The sequence below is a fragment of the Cronobacter malonaticus LMG 23826 genome (assembly GCF_001277215.2).
Taxonomy (GTDB): Bacteria; Pseudomonadota; Gammaproteobacteria; order Enterobacterales; family Enterobacteriaceae; genus Cronobacter; species Cronobacter malonaticus.
Window position 1 is genome coordinate 495,215 of record NZ_CP013940.1, and the last position, 13,989, is coordinate 509,203.

Consider the following 13,989-nt stretch of genomic DNA (forward strand, 5'->3'; position numbering starts at 1 on the left):
GCCCTGTTAAGGAAAAGATAAAATGGATTTTTTTGAAAAATTTAAGCAGGCCGAATACGATCTTACTTACGGTGCGGAGGATGACCCGGAACACCATAACGCTTTACAGGTGGGCTTAGTGGCATGGTTTTACCTGGATAAAGGATATACCAAAGAAAACCGGGCCAGAATTGCTGAAGCTTGGCAGCTTTACCACAATGAATTCGGTGCGAAATTGAAGTGGGGGTATATTGATGATCCCAGCAAGCCTCTGGATTACAATGTAAAATTAACAAAAATATTAAAAAAATATATATCTGATAGCTTCGGTGAGAGTTTCTTTTTTGACTGGTATTCTGATGCGGGTTTTCGTTATGCTAGTTATTATTCAGTTTCAGTTGGATCTATGGCCGGATGGTATGAATCAATTCATAAAAATGTAAGTTATTTTGGTTTTTATATTCCTGTTGAGGAACTTAATCGTAAAGATTTTTTAAAAGCTCTTCTTTCTCAATTTTGCGATATTTTACAGCCACTCCATGGGTTAATGGGTTTAGGAATTCAACAGTGCTACGAAAAGGAGCGATATCAGCATCTCGAATATGAAATTTGCAATGAGTTTAATGGTGTTGATGTTATTAATTCTAATACGGATAAAAAAATGAGGGCAGGTCTACGCTCCGTTAACTGGTATACCTTTTTTAATAATGAGTGGCTAAATAAACTGGGTGGAATTCAGTATTTACGTAGTGCTCTGAGTAACGCATCGATTGAGATAATACCTTATGATGCTGGCGTTATTATCCGCGCCGGAGAATGGCCGGAATTAGGCTGGGTTAAGGATAACCCATACCCTGAACTGTACGTGAAAGTGAATAAGGTGCTTAAACCTATACGCGCACCGGAAATTGGTAGCCTGGGGTATGGCTCGATTGCCGGCGAAATCCGTTTTGACAGAAATTCCACCGCCCGGTGGCTTGCCCGCTTTGATGTAGACCTTCCGCAGTTTACCGCTCTGTGAGCCATTTGCCGAAGCTTTAAACCACATACAGCGAATCATCAGACAAGCTCAATGAAGAGTCCGGCTCTCCAAAAGCAAAAAACCAGCCCGTAGGCTGGTTTCTCTAAATAAGTGGTGCCCGGACCGGACAAAAACGCCGGGAGCGTTTTTGCACAGCCCATCGCGCTGCCCGCAGGGCGAGTCGCAGGGATGCGACGAGTGAATCGAACGCAGTCCGATGAAGAGTCCGGCTCTCCAAAAGCAAAAACCCGCCTTGTGGGCGGGTTCTCTAAATAAGTGGTGCCCGGACTCGGAATCGAACCAAGGACACGGGGATTTTCAATCCCCTGCTCTACCGACTGAGCTATCCGGGCAACGGGGCGCATTAAACCCGATTCAACTTACGGCGTCAACGAAATTCCGCGAATTCTGCGCCGCCCGCCCATTCCTGCGCCACTTTGCTTGCGAAATAGCCGTTTTAACGCCTTACGCGAAGAAACGCGTCCAGAGCGCGGAAAGCGGCATTGAAATCAGCAGCGCAGGCAGCAGATTAACCACCGCGAACATCTTAATACCGCAGATGCGCAGGCCCGTCGCCAGCAGCAGCAAACCGCCCGTCGCGGTAAAATCGCCCATCATCGCGGGTGTGGTCAGCGGCAGGATAAATACCGCGCCGGCGGCGAGCGCTAACTGAATAAGCAGCATCGGCAGGGAAATGGCCGCGACGGCGGCCCCGAGCGTCGTGGCAAAAATCGTGGCGGTGAAGAAATCGAGAAACGCCTTGGCGATAAGCAGGCTGTTGTCGCCGGTCATGCCTTCGCGCATCGCGCCAAAAATGCCGGTTCCGCTCGCGCAAAACAGCACGATGATCGCCACAAAACTCTGCACGAAATTATCCTGCGCGGGCCGCGCGTTTTTACCGGGCCGCAACCGGCGCGCCACGCCGTTCAGGCCATGCACCAGATTGATGATTCCTTTTTCGATATAGCAAAGCTCGCCAATCAGCGCGCCGAGCAGCATCGAGAGCACCATCACCGGCAGGTTCACGCACTTCACCACCAGTAAAATGCCAATGCCGAGCGACGCCAGGCCGAAAATCGAGGGCATCGAACTGCGTAGCCGCTCGGGAAGCCGCTGGCTTAACGCCGCGCCAAGCAATCCGCCCAGCAGCACTGCCGCCGCATTGATAAAAGGTCCGGTTACCACATGGTGCTCCTGCTTTAGTCTGGGTCGCGATGGGCTTCAGCATAAGCCCGTTGCCGGAGTGAGGAAAGTGCGCCCGGTAACGGCATTTTTATGCGAATATGATGATTACTTATTTTAACCATTTATTTTATCCCATAATAATCAAAATGATAAAAAATGCTCAGATTAAAATCATGCTTAAAACCCCGATTTTCTCCGCGCGCTGTCTTGCCCCACGCGGCGTAAGGTGACATGATTGCGCGACTTTTCTCCATCAGACAGGGTGTGTTATGACCGCGCGTTCGCTGCCAGCCGTCATTTCTTCGCGACATTGCACAATGCCGCGCGCCCGTCATGGCTGTCCGCCATACTTCTCCATGCCCACCATGCGGTGAGGCCACCGTACGCTCACTGCCGGACAACAGTAAAACCAGGCGCGCTCTGCTTTTACTGATGTCTCGCGGTCGGAGCTGGTAATCAGTCAGACCACATCGTTTCGCCGGGATACCGTCCCGTTGCCGTGCCCGAAGGCGCTTACACCGACACTCAGGGTTTTTGTGCTTATGAAATCGTTAAAAATTGCCGCCAGCCACGCCGTGGCTCCTCTGCTTTCAACCTCCCGCGACGTGGTGGGGCTCGATAGCACCGACTTCACCGACGTGGCCGCCGTGGTGCTCTCAGTGGCCGATACGCGCAGCGGCATTCTCGCGCTGCTTAAGCGCACCGGGTTTAACCTGCCGGTTTTTGTTTATCTTCAGAATGGCGAAAGCTGCGACGCGCCGGTCAGCGGCACGCTCACGGGAACGTCGCAGGAGTTTCTGGCGCTTGAAACCGCCGCACTCGCGTATGAAGAGAACCTGCTGCCGCCGTTTTTCGACACGCTGACGCAGTATGTAGAGATGCAAAACAGCACGTTCGCATGCCCTGGCCACCAGCACGGCGAGTTCTTTAAAAAGCATCCGGCGGGCAGGCAATTTTACGATTTCTTCGGTGAGAACGTGTTTCGCGCCGATATGTGCAACGCCGACGTCAAACTGGGCGATTTGCTGATCCACGAAGGCTCCGCCAAGCACGCGCAGAAATTTGCCGCGAAGGTGTTTCACGCCGATAAAACCTATTTTGTGCTGAACGGCACGTCGGCAGCCAATAAAGTCGTGACCAACGCGCTGCTGACACAGGGCGATCTGGTGTTGTTCGATCGTAACAACCATAAATCGAACCACCACGGGGCGCTGATCCAAGCGGGCGCGACGCCGGTCTATCTCGAAGCGGCGCGTAACCCGTTCGGGTTTATCGGCGGGATCGACGAGCGCTGCTTCGACGAGGCGTATCTGCGTGAGCTGATTGCCGAAGTCGCGCCGTCGCGCGCGCAGGAGGCGCGTCCGTTCCGCCTGGCGGTGATCCAGCTCGGCACCTACGATGGCACCGTCTATAACGCCCGTCAGGTGGTGGATAAAATCGGCCACCTGTGCGATTACATCCTGTTTGATTCCGCGTGGGTCGGCTACGAGCAGTTTATTCCGATGATGGCCGACTGCTCGCCGCTGCTGCTGGATCTCAATGAAAACGATCCGGGGATTTTCGTCACGCAGTCGGTACACAAACAGCAGGCCGGGTTCTCGCAGACCTCGCAGATCCACAAGAAAGATAACCATATCCGCGGCCAGGCGCGCTTTTGCCCGCACAAGCGGCTCAATAACGCCTTTATGCTGCACGCTTCGACAAGCCCGTTTTATCCGCTGTTCGCGGCGCTGGATGTGAATGCCAAAATCCACGAAGGGGAGAGCGGCAAGCGGTTGTGGGCCGAGTGCGTGGAGCTTGGGATCGAGGCGCGCAAAGCGATCATCGCCAACTGCCACATGATCAAGCCGTTTATCCCGGATACGGTAGCGGGGCGGCCGTGGCAGGATCACCCGACGGACGCCATCGCCCGCGAACGGCGCTTTTTCAGCTTTGAGCCGGGCGCGGCGTGGCACGGTTTCGCGGGATACGCGCGCGAGCAATATTTTGTCGATCCGTGCAAGCTGCTGCTGACCACGCCGGGTATTGATGCCGAAACCGGCGAGTACAGCGATTTTGGCGTCCCGGCGGCGATCCTCGCCAATTACCTGCGTGAAAACGGCATCGTGCCGGAAAAAGCGGATCTTAACTCGATCCTGTTTTTGCTCACACCCGCCGAAAGCGCGCAGAAGATGGCGCATCTGGTCGCGATGCTGGCGCGCTTTGAGCAACATATTGAAGACGATACGCCGCTTGCCGACGTGTTGCCGACGATCTGTCAGAAATACCCGGTGCGCTATAAAGGCTACACGCTGCGCCAGCTCTGTCAGGAGATGCATAACCTGTACGTGAGTTTTGACGTGAAGGCGTTGCAGCGGGCGATGTTCCGCAAAGCCGAGCTGCCGCAGGTGGTGATGAATCCGCAGCAGGCGAATGTGGAGTATATTCGCGGCAACGTGGAGCTGGTGCGTCTGAGCGAGGCCGAAGGGCGCGTGGCGGCGGAAGGCGCGCTGCCGTATCCGCCGGGCGTGTTGTGCGTGGTGCCTGGCGAGGTGTGGGGCGGCGCGGCGTTGCGTTATTTCCTGGCGCTGGAAGAGGGCGTGAACCTGTTACCGGGCTTTTCGCCGGAGTTGCAGGGCGTTTACAGCCAGACCGACCCGGACGGCATTAAGCGGTTGTACGGGTATATGTTGCGCGAATAAGGCGTTATCGGGCGGGTGTTGGGTGTGACGCTGGCGGGTGCGCTTCGCTTACCCGCCCTACATAATTTCAGCGCCTTATGTGTCGTTGGTGATGGCGGGGCGTGAATGGTGGGTGCGCTTCGCTTACCCACCCTACGAGAATGCCATCATTTTTATCGTGTAGGGCGGGTAAGCAACGCGCACCCGCCATAAAACCACCCCACTATCAAAACCAAAAAATCATGCACTTTCATTCGCCCGGCGGTACAACCGCCGCGGGTGGCCAATCTTGCCGTATAGCATCTCTACCGTCAGAAATCCGCTCTCAACACAATGCTCCAGATACCGCCGCGTGGTGGTTTTGCTCAACCCCGTCGCGCTCACCACGTCATCGACCGAAAAAATCTGCTCGCGGCTCTCCACAAACAGCCGCTGCACCAGCGTCAGCGTATTCTCCTCAATCCCCTTTGCGCCGGAATCCGGCCGGAAGCTGCGCGCCTGCAACTGATACAACGAATCCACGTTCTGCTGATCCACAATCTTCCACACCCGCTGCTGCTCGCGAAACTGCACAAAGCGCTCCAGCGAATGGCTAAGGCGCTTCCACGACACCGGCTTTAGCAGATAATCGAACGCGCCGTTGCGGATCGCCTGGCTACAGGTGTCCATGTCGCTCGCGGCGGTAATAAAAATCACCGAACAGGCGCTGTTCTTCAGCGTCAGGCTCTCCGTCAGCGTAATGCCTTTGCCGTCCGGCAGATAATTGTCCAGCAGCACCAGATGCGGGCGCTTCTCGCGGATCTGCTGCTCGGCGTCGGCGAGCGTCGCCGCCATGCCCACCAGCCGCAAATGCGAGTGCTGCTTTACCATTTCGGCGTGCAGCGCCGCCAGCTGGTTTTCATCTTCCACAATCAGTACGTCGGTCATCTCAGGTGGCATAGTCAGGTTCTCCCTGCGGTTGGGCCGGACGAACGTCGGGCGCGTTAGGAATAAAAATTGAGAAAATCGTGCCCCGCGGCGTATTGGCGGACACTTCCAGCGTGCCGCCCGCGAGCTTCACATAGCTGGCGATAAGATGCAGGTCGATACCGTGATCGCCGCGGCGTTTGGTGGTAAAACCCGGTTCGAAGATCCTGTCGCGAAGCGCGGGCGCGATCCCCACACCACGATCCGCCACTTCGATGATCAGCTCCCGCTCATTCAGGCGGATCAACACCTCGACCGGATCGTGCGGCCCTTCGGCGCGCTGGGTGGCTTCGATGGCGTTATCCAGCAGATTGCCGATAACCGAAATCAGCTCCGGCTCGCCAAGCCCGCGGAACGCGCGCGCCATCTCGCAGGCTGGATCGAACGTCAGCGTCACGCCTTTCTCGCGCGCTCTGGCGCATTTGCCGATAAGCAGCCCGCATAGCGTGGGGGAATGAAACCGCCGGGAGATAAAATCGAGCAGCTCCTGGGTGTGCTCGGTCTGAGCCTGAATATAGCTCAGCGCCTGGTCGTAGTGGCCCAGATGCAGCAGCCCGGCCAGCGTCGACATCCGGTTTAACTGCTCGTGACGCAGAATGCGCAGGTTATCCGCGTAGCGTTTTACCTGGCTTAGCTGCACGCTCAGGCTGTCGATATCCTTGCGATCGCGAAAGGTAACCACCCAGCCCTGCAGCTCACCTTCCAGCAGAATGCGCACCCGGCTTGCGATCACCGTCAGATGGTTAAATACGCAAATCTCATCATGCGTGTCGTTCTCCAGCATCACCTGCGGGGAGAAAAACGAGACGGGGTTAATCACCGCCTCCAGCGGCTGGCCGCGCAGCGAGCGCGACGACACGTTCAGCCCCAGCAGCCGCTTGGCGGCGCGGTTAATCACCGCGATGCGCGAATGTTCGTCGATGGCGATAACGCCTTCGTAGATGGATTCCATCAGCGCCTTTTGCTGGCGCACGAGAAGCCCGATCTCCCGCGGCTCCAGAAAAAACATCTGTTTTTTTATACTGCGGGTGAAAAACCATGAAAAGATAAACAGCGCCAGCAGTAGCAACAGCGCGCCAATCAGGATATTGACCACTTTGCCAAGCGTAATGGTATCGAGATAGCTGGTCAGATAGCCGACCGAGACAATGCCGATGACGCGACCCTGGTCGTCAAAAATCGGCGCTTTGCTGCGCAGCGACACCCCAAGCCCGCCCCGGCGAATGCTGGTAATGGTTTTTCCTTCTAACACATCCTGATTATCGCCGCCGATAAGCGGCGTGCCGATACGGTCATGAAAGACGGAATGAAACAGGTGCAGACCTTTCTCATCGCCAATAACCATAAAGCTGGCGTCGCTGTGGCGGGCCATACCCGTCATAAAGGAATTAATCGCCGGAATATTACGTTTTGTAACGGCTTCACGTAATGACGGAATGAGAGAAATCTCTTCCGCCTGTATTCTCGCGCGGCTGCTCATCTCCTGATAAAGCTGGCGGCTGACGTCGAGGTAATAATAAACGCCGAGCGCCGTAAACAATACGGAGAAGAATATAATGAGATGAATAAATAACTTTATGCGAAATGAAAATTTCATCGTTCACTGGCGCGCCGGAATGCAAACAATAGAGAACTGTACCATTTTTTCAGGCGCTTACCGGAACGGTGCCCGAAACTTGTGATCCCCTCCACAGGCAAGCCGCGCGGCGGTAACTGTTTACCCGAGTTACGTTTTTAGGCTGAAAAAGACGTCTGCTGAATAAACGCCATAAAAACCACGCGTGTAAATTACGTGTGGATCACAGTGCGCTAATTAAAACCATAAACACCATAGGTGCCATTAAATTACCGGCGCTGATTCGGCCTTCCTCACAAATTGTAAGGGTAACCTCTTTTACGCTTAACAGGAAATATAACTACGGAGCTTAATTAAATGAGCACAACCGATGATTCTTACGTCGTACCCCACAATCCGTCTGCTGCGAAGCCAATATCACTGAAAGAAAAGTGGTGGCATATCATGGATACCTGGAAAATCGGGATTATTCCATTGCCGCTGTTTCTGCTCTCTGGCGCGCTTATCGCGATTGACTGCCTCGGCGGCAAACTGCCGAGCGACATTGTGGTGATGGTCGCCACGCTTGCCTTCTTCGGCTTCGCCTGCGGCGAGTTCGGCAAGCGCTTGCCTGTGGTTGGCAAAATGGGCGCGGCGGCGATTTGCGCCACTTTCATCCCTTCCGCGCTGGTCTATTACGGCTGGCTGCCGGATGTGGTCGTGGAATCCACCACCAAATTCTATAAATCCACCAACATTCTCTATCTCTACATCTGCTGCATTATCGTCGGCAGCATCATGAGCATGAACCGCACCACGCTCATTCAGGGCTTTCTGCGTATTTTCTTCCCGATGCTGTGCGGCGAAGTCGTCGGCATGCTGGTGGGGATGGGCGTCGGTATCGCGCTGGGCATGGAGCCGTTCCAGATCTTTTTCTTCCTGATCCTGCCTATTATGGCGGGCGGCGTGGGCGAAGGGGCGATCCCGCTTTCCATCGGCTACGCGACGCTGCTGCATATGGATCAGGGCGTGGCGCTGGGCCGCGTGCTGCCTATCGTGATGCTCGGCAGCCTCACCGCGATTATTATCGCCGGTTGCCTTAACCAGCTTGGCAAACGCTATCCGCACCTGACCGGCGAAGGCGAGCTGATGCCGGATCGCGGCGACAAACCGCAGGCCCAGACGCTGACTACCGCGTTCAGCGGCAAGGCTGACGTCACCACCATTGCCTCGGGCGCGCTGCTGGCGGTGCTGCTCTATATGCTCGGCATGCTCGGCCATAAGCTGATTGGCCTGCCCGCGCCGGTTGGCATGCTGTTTATCGCGGTCTTTATCAAGCTGGTGCACGGCGTTTCTCCGCGCCTGCTGGAAGGCTCGCAGGTGGTTTATAAATTCTTCCAGACTTCCGTGACCTACCCGATCCTCTTCGCCGTCGGCGTGGCTATTACCCCATGGGAAGAGCTGATGCACGCCTTTACGCTCAACAACCTGCTGGTGATTGTCAGCACCGTGTCGGCGCTGGTGGCGACGGGCTTTTTCGTCGGCAAGAAAATCGGTATGCACCCGATTGATGTGGCCATCGTCTCCTGCTGTCAGAGCGGGCAGGGCGGCACCGGCGACGTCGCCATCCTCACCGCGGGCAACCGCATGACCTTAATGCCTTTCGCTCAGATAGCCACCCGCATCGGCGGCGCGATTAACGTCTCGCTCGCGCTGCTGGTACTGGGCAATTTCCTTGTTTAATCGTCAGGATACGTTGTTATGAAACTTGCGAGTTATCTCCATCAGGGCCGCCGCAGTTACGGCATTGTCACGGGTAACGGCGTGGTGGATCTCGGCGCCCGTCTCGGGGCGCACTACGCGGATCTCAAAACGCTGCTGGCGCGGGATGCGCTGGAACAGGCGCGCAGCCATGCGCAGGCGCCCGCCGATTTCGCAATTAGCGATGTGACATTTTTGCCGGTTATCGAACAGCCGGAGAAGATCCTCTGCGTGGGCATGAATTACGCCGAGAAACGTAAAGAGTTCGACCAGCACAACCCGGCACCGACGCTGTTTGTCCGCTTCCCGGATTCGCAGACCGGCCATAACGCGCCGGTGCTCAAACCGCGCCACTCCAGCGAGTTTGATTACGAAGGGGAGCTTGCGGTGATCATCGGGCGCGGCGGTGAGAACATCACCCGCGCGGCGGCGCTCTCGCACGTGGCGGGCTACAGCTGCTACATGGACGGTTCGGCGCGCGACTGGCAACACACCTGGTTTACGGCGGGCAAAAACTGGCGGCAGACCGGCGCGTTCGGCCCGTGGATGACTACCGCCGATGAGATCCCCGATCCGCACCAGCTTGCCATCCGCACCTGGCTTAATGGCCGCATGGTGCAGGACGACAACACCCGCAGCATGGTCCACGGCGTGGCGGAGCTTATCGAGTACATCAGCACCTTCACTCGCTTAAGCCCCGGCGATGTGATCATCACCGGATCGCCGGGTGGCGTTGGCAAAAAACGCACGCCTCCGCTGTTTATGAAGCCGGGCGACAAAATCGAGGTGGAGATCGAGCGGATCGGCCATCTGTGCAATGTGATCGCCGAAGCGCCCGTCGCGCAACCGGCACCCGCCCACTAAAGAGACCGGACGGACGTATGAGCAATCTGGAACTCATCACCGTGGCGCTTGCTCGCCAGCCGCAGGAGAAAGCCCGCGTCGCGGCGTTTCTCGCCAGCCATCAGTTAGGCATGGATGAAGACGTCACGCATGTCGTCATCGCCGTCGCGCAGGGCGAGATAGCAGGCTGCGCCGGGCTTGCGGGCAACGTGATTAAAGGCGTGGCGGTGGATGAGCGCTGGCGGGGCGAAAACCTCAGCGCGCGCCTGCTGGTGGAGGTGGAAAACCTGGCGATGAGCCTCGGCCATTTTCACCTGTTCCTCTGCACGCGTCCGTATAACCTGGAGCGCTTTCGGCGCTGCGGCTTCTGGCCGCTCGCGCAGTGCGACGACATCGCGGCGCTTCTTGAAAACACACCCTCCGGCATCCGCCGTTACTGCCAGCAGCTTGGCAGGCTGAAACAGCCCGGCGCGCGTATCGGCGCGGTGGTGATGAACGCCAATCCGTTTACGCTCGGCCACCGATTCCTGGCCGAACAGGCGGCGAGTGCGAGTGACTGGCTGCATCTTTTTGTGGTGCGCGAAGAGGCGTCGTTTTTCCCTTACCGCGAACGGCTTGCAATGGTGCGGGCGGGCGTCGCGGATCTGCCGAACGTCACGGTGCACGAAGGCTCGGCGTATCTCATTTCGCGCGCCACCTTTCCGGGCTATTTCCTCAAGGAGCGCGGGCTGGTGGAACAGGCCTGGAGCGGGCTGGATTTGCAGATTTTCCGCCGCTATATCGCGCCGACGCTTGGGGTAACCCGGCGCTTTGTCGGCAGCGAGCCGTTCTGCCCGGTGACGCGCGCCTACAACCAGGCGATGCACGCGTGGCTTGAGCGCGCGCCACTTAACACGCCGCCGGTCAGCGTTATCGAAATTCCACGTCTCAGCCACGCCGCGGGCGAGGCGATTTCCGCGTCCGAAGTGCGCCGCCTGCTGCGCGCGCAGCGTTTTTCTTCGATTCGCGAACGGGTGCCCGAGAGCACTTACGCCCTTCTCACGCAACGCTATCGCGCTGAAGTGGCCTGAATTCTTATCTGACAGGACAAACCGTAATGAAGATAGTCAAGGAGGCGCTGGCGGGGACCGCCGAGTCCAGCGACCTGATGGTGAAAATCGCCCCGGCGGCGGGCGAGCTGGAGATAGAAATCTACAGCGATGTGATAAAGCAGTTCGGCGACCAGATCCGCCGCGTGGTGAAAGAGACGCTTGCGGCGATGGAAGTGTACGAAGGGCTGGTGATTATCGAGGACAAAGGCGCGCTGGATCGTGTTATCCGCGCCCGGCTGCAAAGCGCCGTACTGCGCGCCTGCGAGGCGCAGCCGCTGCGCTGGGAGGCGCTCAGATGAGCAAACTTCGCCGCAGTATGCTGTTTTTACCCGGCGCGAATGCCGCCATGCTCTCCACCGCGTTTATCTACCGGCCTGACGCCATCATGTTCGATCTCGAAGACGCCGTGGCGCTGCGCGAGAAAGACACCGCGCGCCTGCTGGTCTTCCACGCCCTGCAACACCCGATGTACCGGGATATCGAAACCGTGGTGCGCATCAACCCGCTCAGCACGCCGTTCGGCTTGCCCGATCTCGAAGCCGCGGTGCGCGCAGGCGTCGACGTGATCCGCCTGCCGAAAACCGACTCGCCGGAAGATATTGATGAGCTGGAAGGCCATCTGGCGCGCATTGAGCGCGAGTGCGGCCGCGAGCCCGGCTCGACGCGCATCATGGCGGCGATTGAATCGGCGGTGGGCGTTATCAACGCCGTGGCGATCGCCCGCAGTTCGCCGCGGCTTATCGGCATTGCGCTCGCGGCGTTCGATTACGTGATGGATATGCAGACCGAGCGCGGCGACGGCACCGAACTCTTCTACGCCCGCTGCGCGGTGCTGCACGCGGCGCGCGCCGCCGGCATCGACGCATTCGACGTGGTGTGGTCTGACGTCAACGACGAAGCGGGCTTTTTAAAAGAGGTCGACCTGATTCGCAAGATGGGCTTTAACGGCAAATCGCTGATTAATCCGCGCCAGATAGACCTGCTGCACAACGCCTACGCGCCGACGCAGGAGGAAGTGGATTATGCCCGCCGCGTGATTGCCGCCGCCGAAGAGGGCGAGCGCAACGGGCTCGGCGTGGTGATCCTGAGCGCGCTGGAAATCGACGTCGGGTTTAACGTTAACGTGATAACCGGCTCCGATGGCGTGATGCGCGGCGCGTCCGGCGGGCATTGCGATGTGGCCGCGGCGGCGAATCTCACCATCGTGGTGGCGCCGCTGTTGCGCAGCCGTATTCCGACAGTCGTTAAACGCGTCACCACCCGCCTGACGCCGGGCGAGAGCATCGACGTGCTCGTTACCGACCACGGCATTGCGGTTAACCCGGCGCGGCCCGAGGTGCGCGAGCGGCTGATCGCGGCGGGGCTGAATGTCGTCGATATTCACGCGCTGTGCGAACGCGCCGTGGCGATCGCCGGCGAGCCGAAACCGATTGAATTCACCGACCGCATTGTCGGCGTGGTGCGCTATCGCGACGGCAGCGTCATCGACGTGGTGCGTCAGGTCAAGGAGTAACGTATGGAAATTGATACACCCGTGAATCCGGGCGTCACGCTTGATGAGCTGCTGGCGGCGAAAGAGGCGCGCGCCCGCCGCCAGCAGGCGTGGCTTACCCGCTACGGCCAGCCGGTGATTTCGCTCTCGCTGGTGACGCCCGGCCCGGTGAAAGACAGCGTGCGTTACCGCAACGCGTTCGCGGTGGCGGTGCAGGCCTGCGATCAGCTGCTGTGGCAGCACCGCTGGCCGTGGCTGGCGCGCGAGGTGTTTCACGCGCATACCGGCCCGACAGCGCTCTGGAGCGTGGCGCACCCGGCGAGCGAAATCAAAGCGCTGTGCGTGGCGCTTGAGCAGACGCACCCGCTCGGCAGGCTGTGGGATTTCGACATTCACTGCCCGCAGGCGGGCCAGGTGGGGCGCGCGTCGCTCGACCGTCCGGGGCGGCGCTGTCTGCTGTGCGATGAACCGGCGCACGCCTGCGCGCGTTCACGCCGTCATCCGCTGGAAGAGGTGGTCGGACGCGTGGAGAAGATGATCGATGACTGGTTTGCCCGCGACTGACCGGCGCTCTGCGCGCCAGCCCGATGTGCCGTCACTCGCGGTGGCGGCGCTGTACGCCGAACTGAACCTGACGCCCAAGCCGGGGCTGGTGGACTGTGCCAATAGCGGTGCGCACCAGGATATGGATCACGCGCTGTTTGTCGCGAGCATCAGGGCAATTGCGCCGTGGCTGCGGGTGTTTTATCAGCAGGGCGCGCAGGACGCCGGGCTTGGCGAAAGCGAGATGCTGCGGCGGCTTCGCCCGGCCGGGCTTGCGTGTGAACAGGCGATGTTCAGCGCCACCGGCGGCGTGAATACGCATAAGGGCGGTATTTTTTCGCTCGGCCTGCTGTGCGCCGCCGCGGGGAGGCTTGCGGCGCAGGGTGAGCCGCTGACGCCAACCGCGCTCTGCATGGCGGTGAGCGCGATGACACGTGGCATCGTAGCGCGCGAGCTGGCGCACGCGGCGAGGTGGAGAGCGGCTTTGCGACGGTGCGCCGCCACGTGTTGCCGTTCTGGCAGCGCGCGCAGGGCGAAAAAGGGTTGCAGCAGGCGCTGCTGCGGCTGATGGCGGTTAATCCGGATACCAATCTGGCGTCACGCGGCGGGCTGGCGGGGCTGCGTTACGTGCAGGGGTACGCGAGTGGCCTGCTGGCGCGCGGCTGGGACGACGAGGCGTTATGGGAGATGGACAGGGCGCTGATTGCGCGCAATTTAAGCCCCGGCGGTAGCGCGGATTTGCTGGCGGTGAGCTGGCTGCTGGCGGCGCTGGCTGTGTGATATGGGGTGTTTTTGGTGAGCCTGGCGGGTATTTTCATGAGCATGGCGGGTGCGCTACGCTTACCCGCCCTACGATTTAGCCACAAACCATTTGTAGGGTGGGTAAGCGCAGC

11 protein-coding genes, 1 tRNA gene and 1 pseudogene are annotated in these 13,989 nt (G+C 58.6%); 9 read left to right on the plus strand and 4 right to left on the minus strand.

What is annotated here, in order from left to right:
• The first annotated feature begins 22 nt into the window (after positions 1 to 22).
• Positions 23 to 1,000: a type VI immunity family protein gene (locus tag AFK66_RS02335; protein ID WP_023897988.1), complete on the plus strand. Its 978-nt coding sequence runs from the start codon at positions 23 to 25 to the stop codon at positions 998 to 1,000.
• A 277-nt stretch (positions 1,001 to 1,277) separates the two neighbouring features.
• On the opposite strand, the gene AFK66_RS02340 is transcribed toward AFK66_RS02335, so the two are convergent.
• Together AFK66_RS02340 and AFK66_RS02345 are read right to left on the minus strand one after the other, a co-directional pair.
• Positions 1,278 to 1,353, minus strand: a tRNA-Phe gene (locus AFK66_RS02340).
• Between the two features lie 112 nt (positions 1,354 to 1,465).
• Entirely contained in the window at positions 1,466 to 2,185 is a 720-nt protein-coding gene (locus AFK66_RS02345) for a DUF554 domain-containing protein (RefSeq protein ID WP_007775370.1), read from the minus strand.
• A 542-nt stretch (positions 2,186 to 2,727) separates the two neighbouring features.
• Between AFK66_RS02345 and AFK66_RS02350 the strand changes: the two genes are divergently transcribed.
• The gene (locus tag AFK66_RS02350; protein ID WP_023897989.1) at positions 2,728 to 4,866 is read left to right on the plus strand and encodes an ornithine decarboxylase; all 2,139 of its coding nucleotides are present in this window, start codon (positions 2,728 to 2,730) and stop codon (positions 4,864 to 4,866) included.
• 219 nt (positions 4,867 to 5,085) lie between these two features.
• Here AFK66_RS02350 and AFK66_RS02355 read toward each other — a convergent pair whose 3' ends face one another.
• On the minus strand, positions 5,086 to 5,784 hold the full coding sequence (locus AFK66_RS02355; protein ID WP_007778243.1) for a response regulator: 699 nt from the start codon (positions 5,782 to 5,784) through the stop codon (positions 5,086 to 5,088).
• Positions 5,774 to 7,408 carry an ATP-binding protein gene (locus tag AFK66_RS02360; RefSeq protein ID WP_007778240.1) on the minus strand — a complete coding sequence of 545 codons (1,635 nt, stop codon included), beginning with the start codon at positions 7,406 to 7,408 and terminating at the stop codon, positions 5,774 to 5,776. The genes AFK66_RS02355 and AFK66_RS02360 overlap by 11 nt, the downstream gene beginning before the upstream one ends.
• 336 nt (positions 7,409 to 7,744) lie before the next feature.
• On the opposite strand from AFK66_RS02360, the gene AFK66_RS02365 reads away from it, so the two are divergent.
• From AFK66_RS02365 to AFK66_RS22800, 7 genes and pseudogenes are all read left to right on the plus strand, one after another.
• Positions 7,745 to 9,109, plus strand: a complete 1,365-nt coding sequence (locus AFK66_RS02365) for a 2-hydroxycarboxylate transporter family protein (RefSeq protein ID WP_032983368.1) — start codon at positions 7,745 to 7,747, stop codon at positions 9,107 to 9,109.
• 18 nt (positions 9,110 to 9,127) lie between these two features.
• Positions 9,128 to 9,991, plus strand: coding sequence for a fumarylacetoacetate hydrolase family protein (locus AFK66_RS02370; RefSeq protein WP_007778235.1), 864 nt, complete (start codon positions 9,128 to 9,130; stop codon positions 9,989 to 9,991).
• A gap of 17 nt (positions 9,992 to 10,008) precedes the next feature.
• Entirely contained in the window at positions 10,009 to 11,040 is a 1,032-nt protein-coding gene (gene citC / locus AFK66_RS02375; RefSeq protein ID WP_023897995.1) for a [citrate (pro-3S)-lyase] ligase, read from the plus strand.
• Positions 11,041 to 11,066: 26 nt separating this feature from the next.
• On the plus strand, positions 11,067 to 11,360 hold the full coding sequence (citD, locus tag AFK66_RS02380; protein WP_038882192.1) for a citrate lyase acyl carrier protein: 294 nt from the start codon (positions 11,067 to 11,069) through the stop codon (positions 11,358 to 11,360).
• The gene (locus AFK66_RS02385) at positions 11,357 to 12,574 is read left to right on the plus strand and encodes an aldolase/citrate lyase family protein (protein WP_023897996.1); all 1,218 of its coding nucleotides are present in this window, start codon (positions 11,357 to 11,359) and stop codon (positions 12,572 to 12,574) included. Before citD ends, AFK66_RS02385 begins: the two co-directional genes overlap by 4 nt.
• A gap of 3 nt (positions 12,575 to 12,577) precedes the next feature.
• Positions 12,578 to 13,117: a citrate lyase holo-[acyl-carrier protein] synthase gene (gene citX, locus AFK66_RS02390; RefSeq protein WP_023897997.1), complete on the plus strand. Its 540-nt coding sequence runs from the start codon at positions 12,578 to 12,580 to the stop codon at positions 13,115 to 13,117.
• A pseudogene (locus AFK66_RS22800) lies at positions 13,095 to 13,876 on the plus strand (triphosphoribosyl-dephospho-CoA synthase). Before citX ends, AFK66_RS22800 begins: the two are co-directional and overlap by 23 nt.
• Positions 13,877 to 13,989: the final 113 nt, after the last annotated feature.

Excerpts from the sequence above, each read along its gene's own strand:
- AFK66_RS02335 (WP_023897988.1), top strand. The coding sequence starts at position 23 with ATGGATTTTTTTGAAAAATTTAAGCAGGCCGAATACGATCTTACTTAC.
- AFK66_RS02350 (WP_023897989.1), top strand. The coding sequence starts at position 2,728 with ATGAAATCGTTAAAAATTGCCGCCAGCCACGCCGTGGCTCCTCTGCTT.
- AFK66_RS02355 (WP_007778243.1), bottom strand. The coding sequence starts at position 5,784 with ATGCCACCTGAGATGACCGACGTACTGATTGTGGAAGATGAAAACCAG.
- AFK66_RS02360 (WP_007778240.1), bottom strand. The coding sequence starts at position 7,408 with ATGAAATTTTCATTTCGCATAAAGTTATTTATTCATCTCATTATATTC.
- AFK66_RS02365 (WP_032983368.1), top strand. The coding sequence starts at position 7,745 with ATGAGCACAACCGATGATTCTTACGTCGTACCCCACAATCCGTCTGCT.
- AFK66_RS02370 (WP_007778235.1), top strand. The coding sequence starts at position 9,128 with ATGAAACTTGCGAGTTATCTCCATCAGGGCCGCCGCAGTTACGGCATT.
- citC (WP_023897995.1), top strand. The coding sequence starts at position 10,009 with ATGAGCAATCTGGAACTCATCACCGTGGCGCTTGCTCGCCAGCCGCAG.
- citD (WP_038882192.1), top strand. The coding sequence starts at position 11,067 with ATGAAGATAGTCAAGGAGGCGCTGGCGGGGACCGCCGAGTCCAGCGAC.
- AFK66_RS02385 (WP_023897996.1), top strand. The coding sequence starts at position 11,357 with ATGAGCAAACTTCGCCGCAGTATGCTGTTTTTACCCGGCGCGAATGCC.
- citX (WP_023897997.1), top strand. The coding sequence starts at position 12,578 with ATGGAAATTGATACACCCGTGAATCCGGGCGTCACGCTTGATGAGCTG.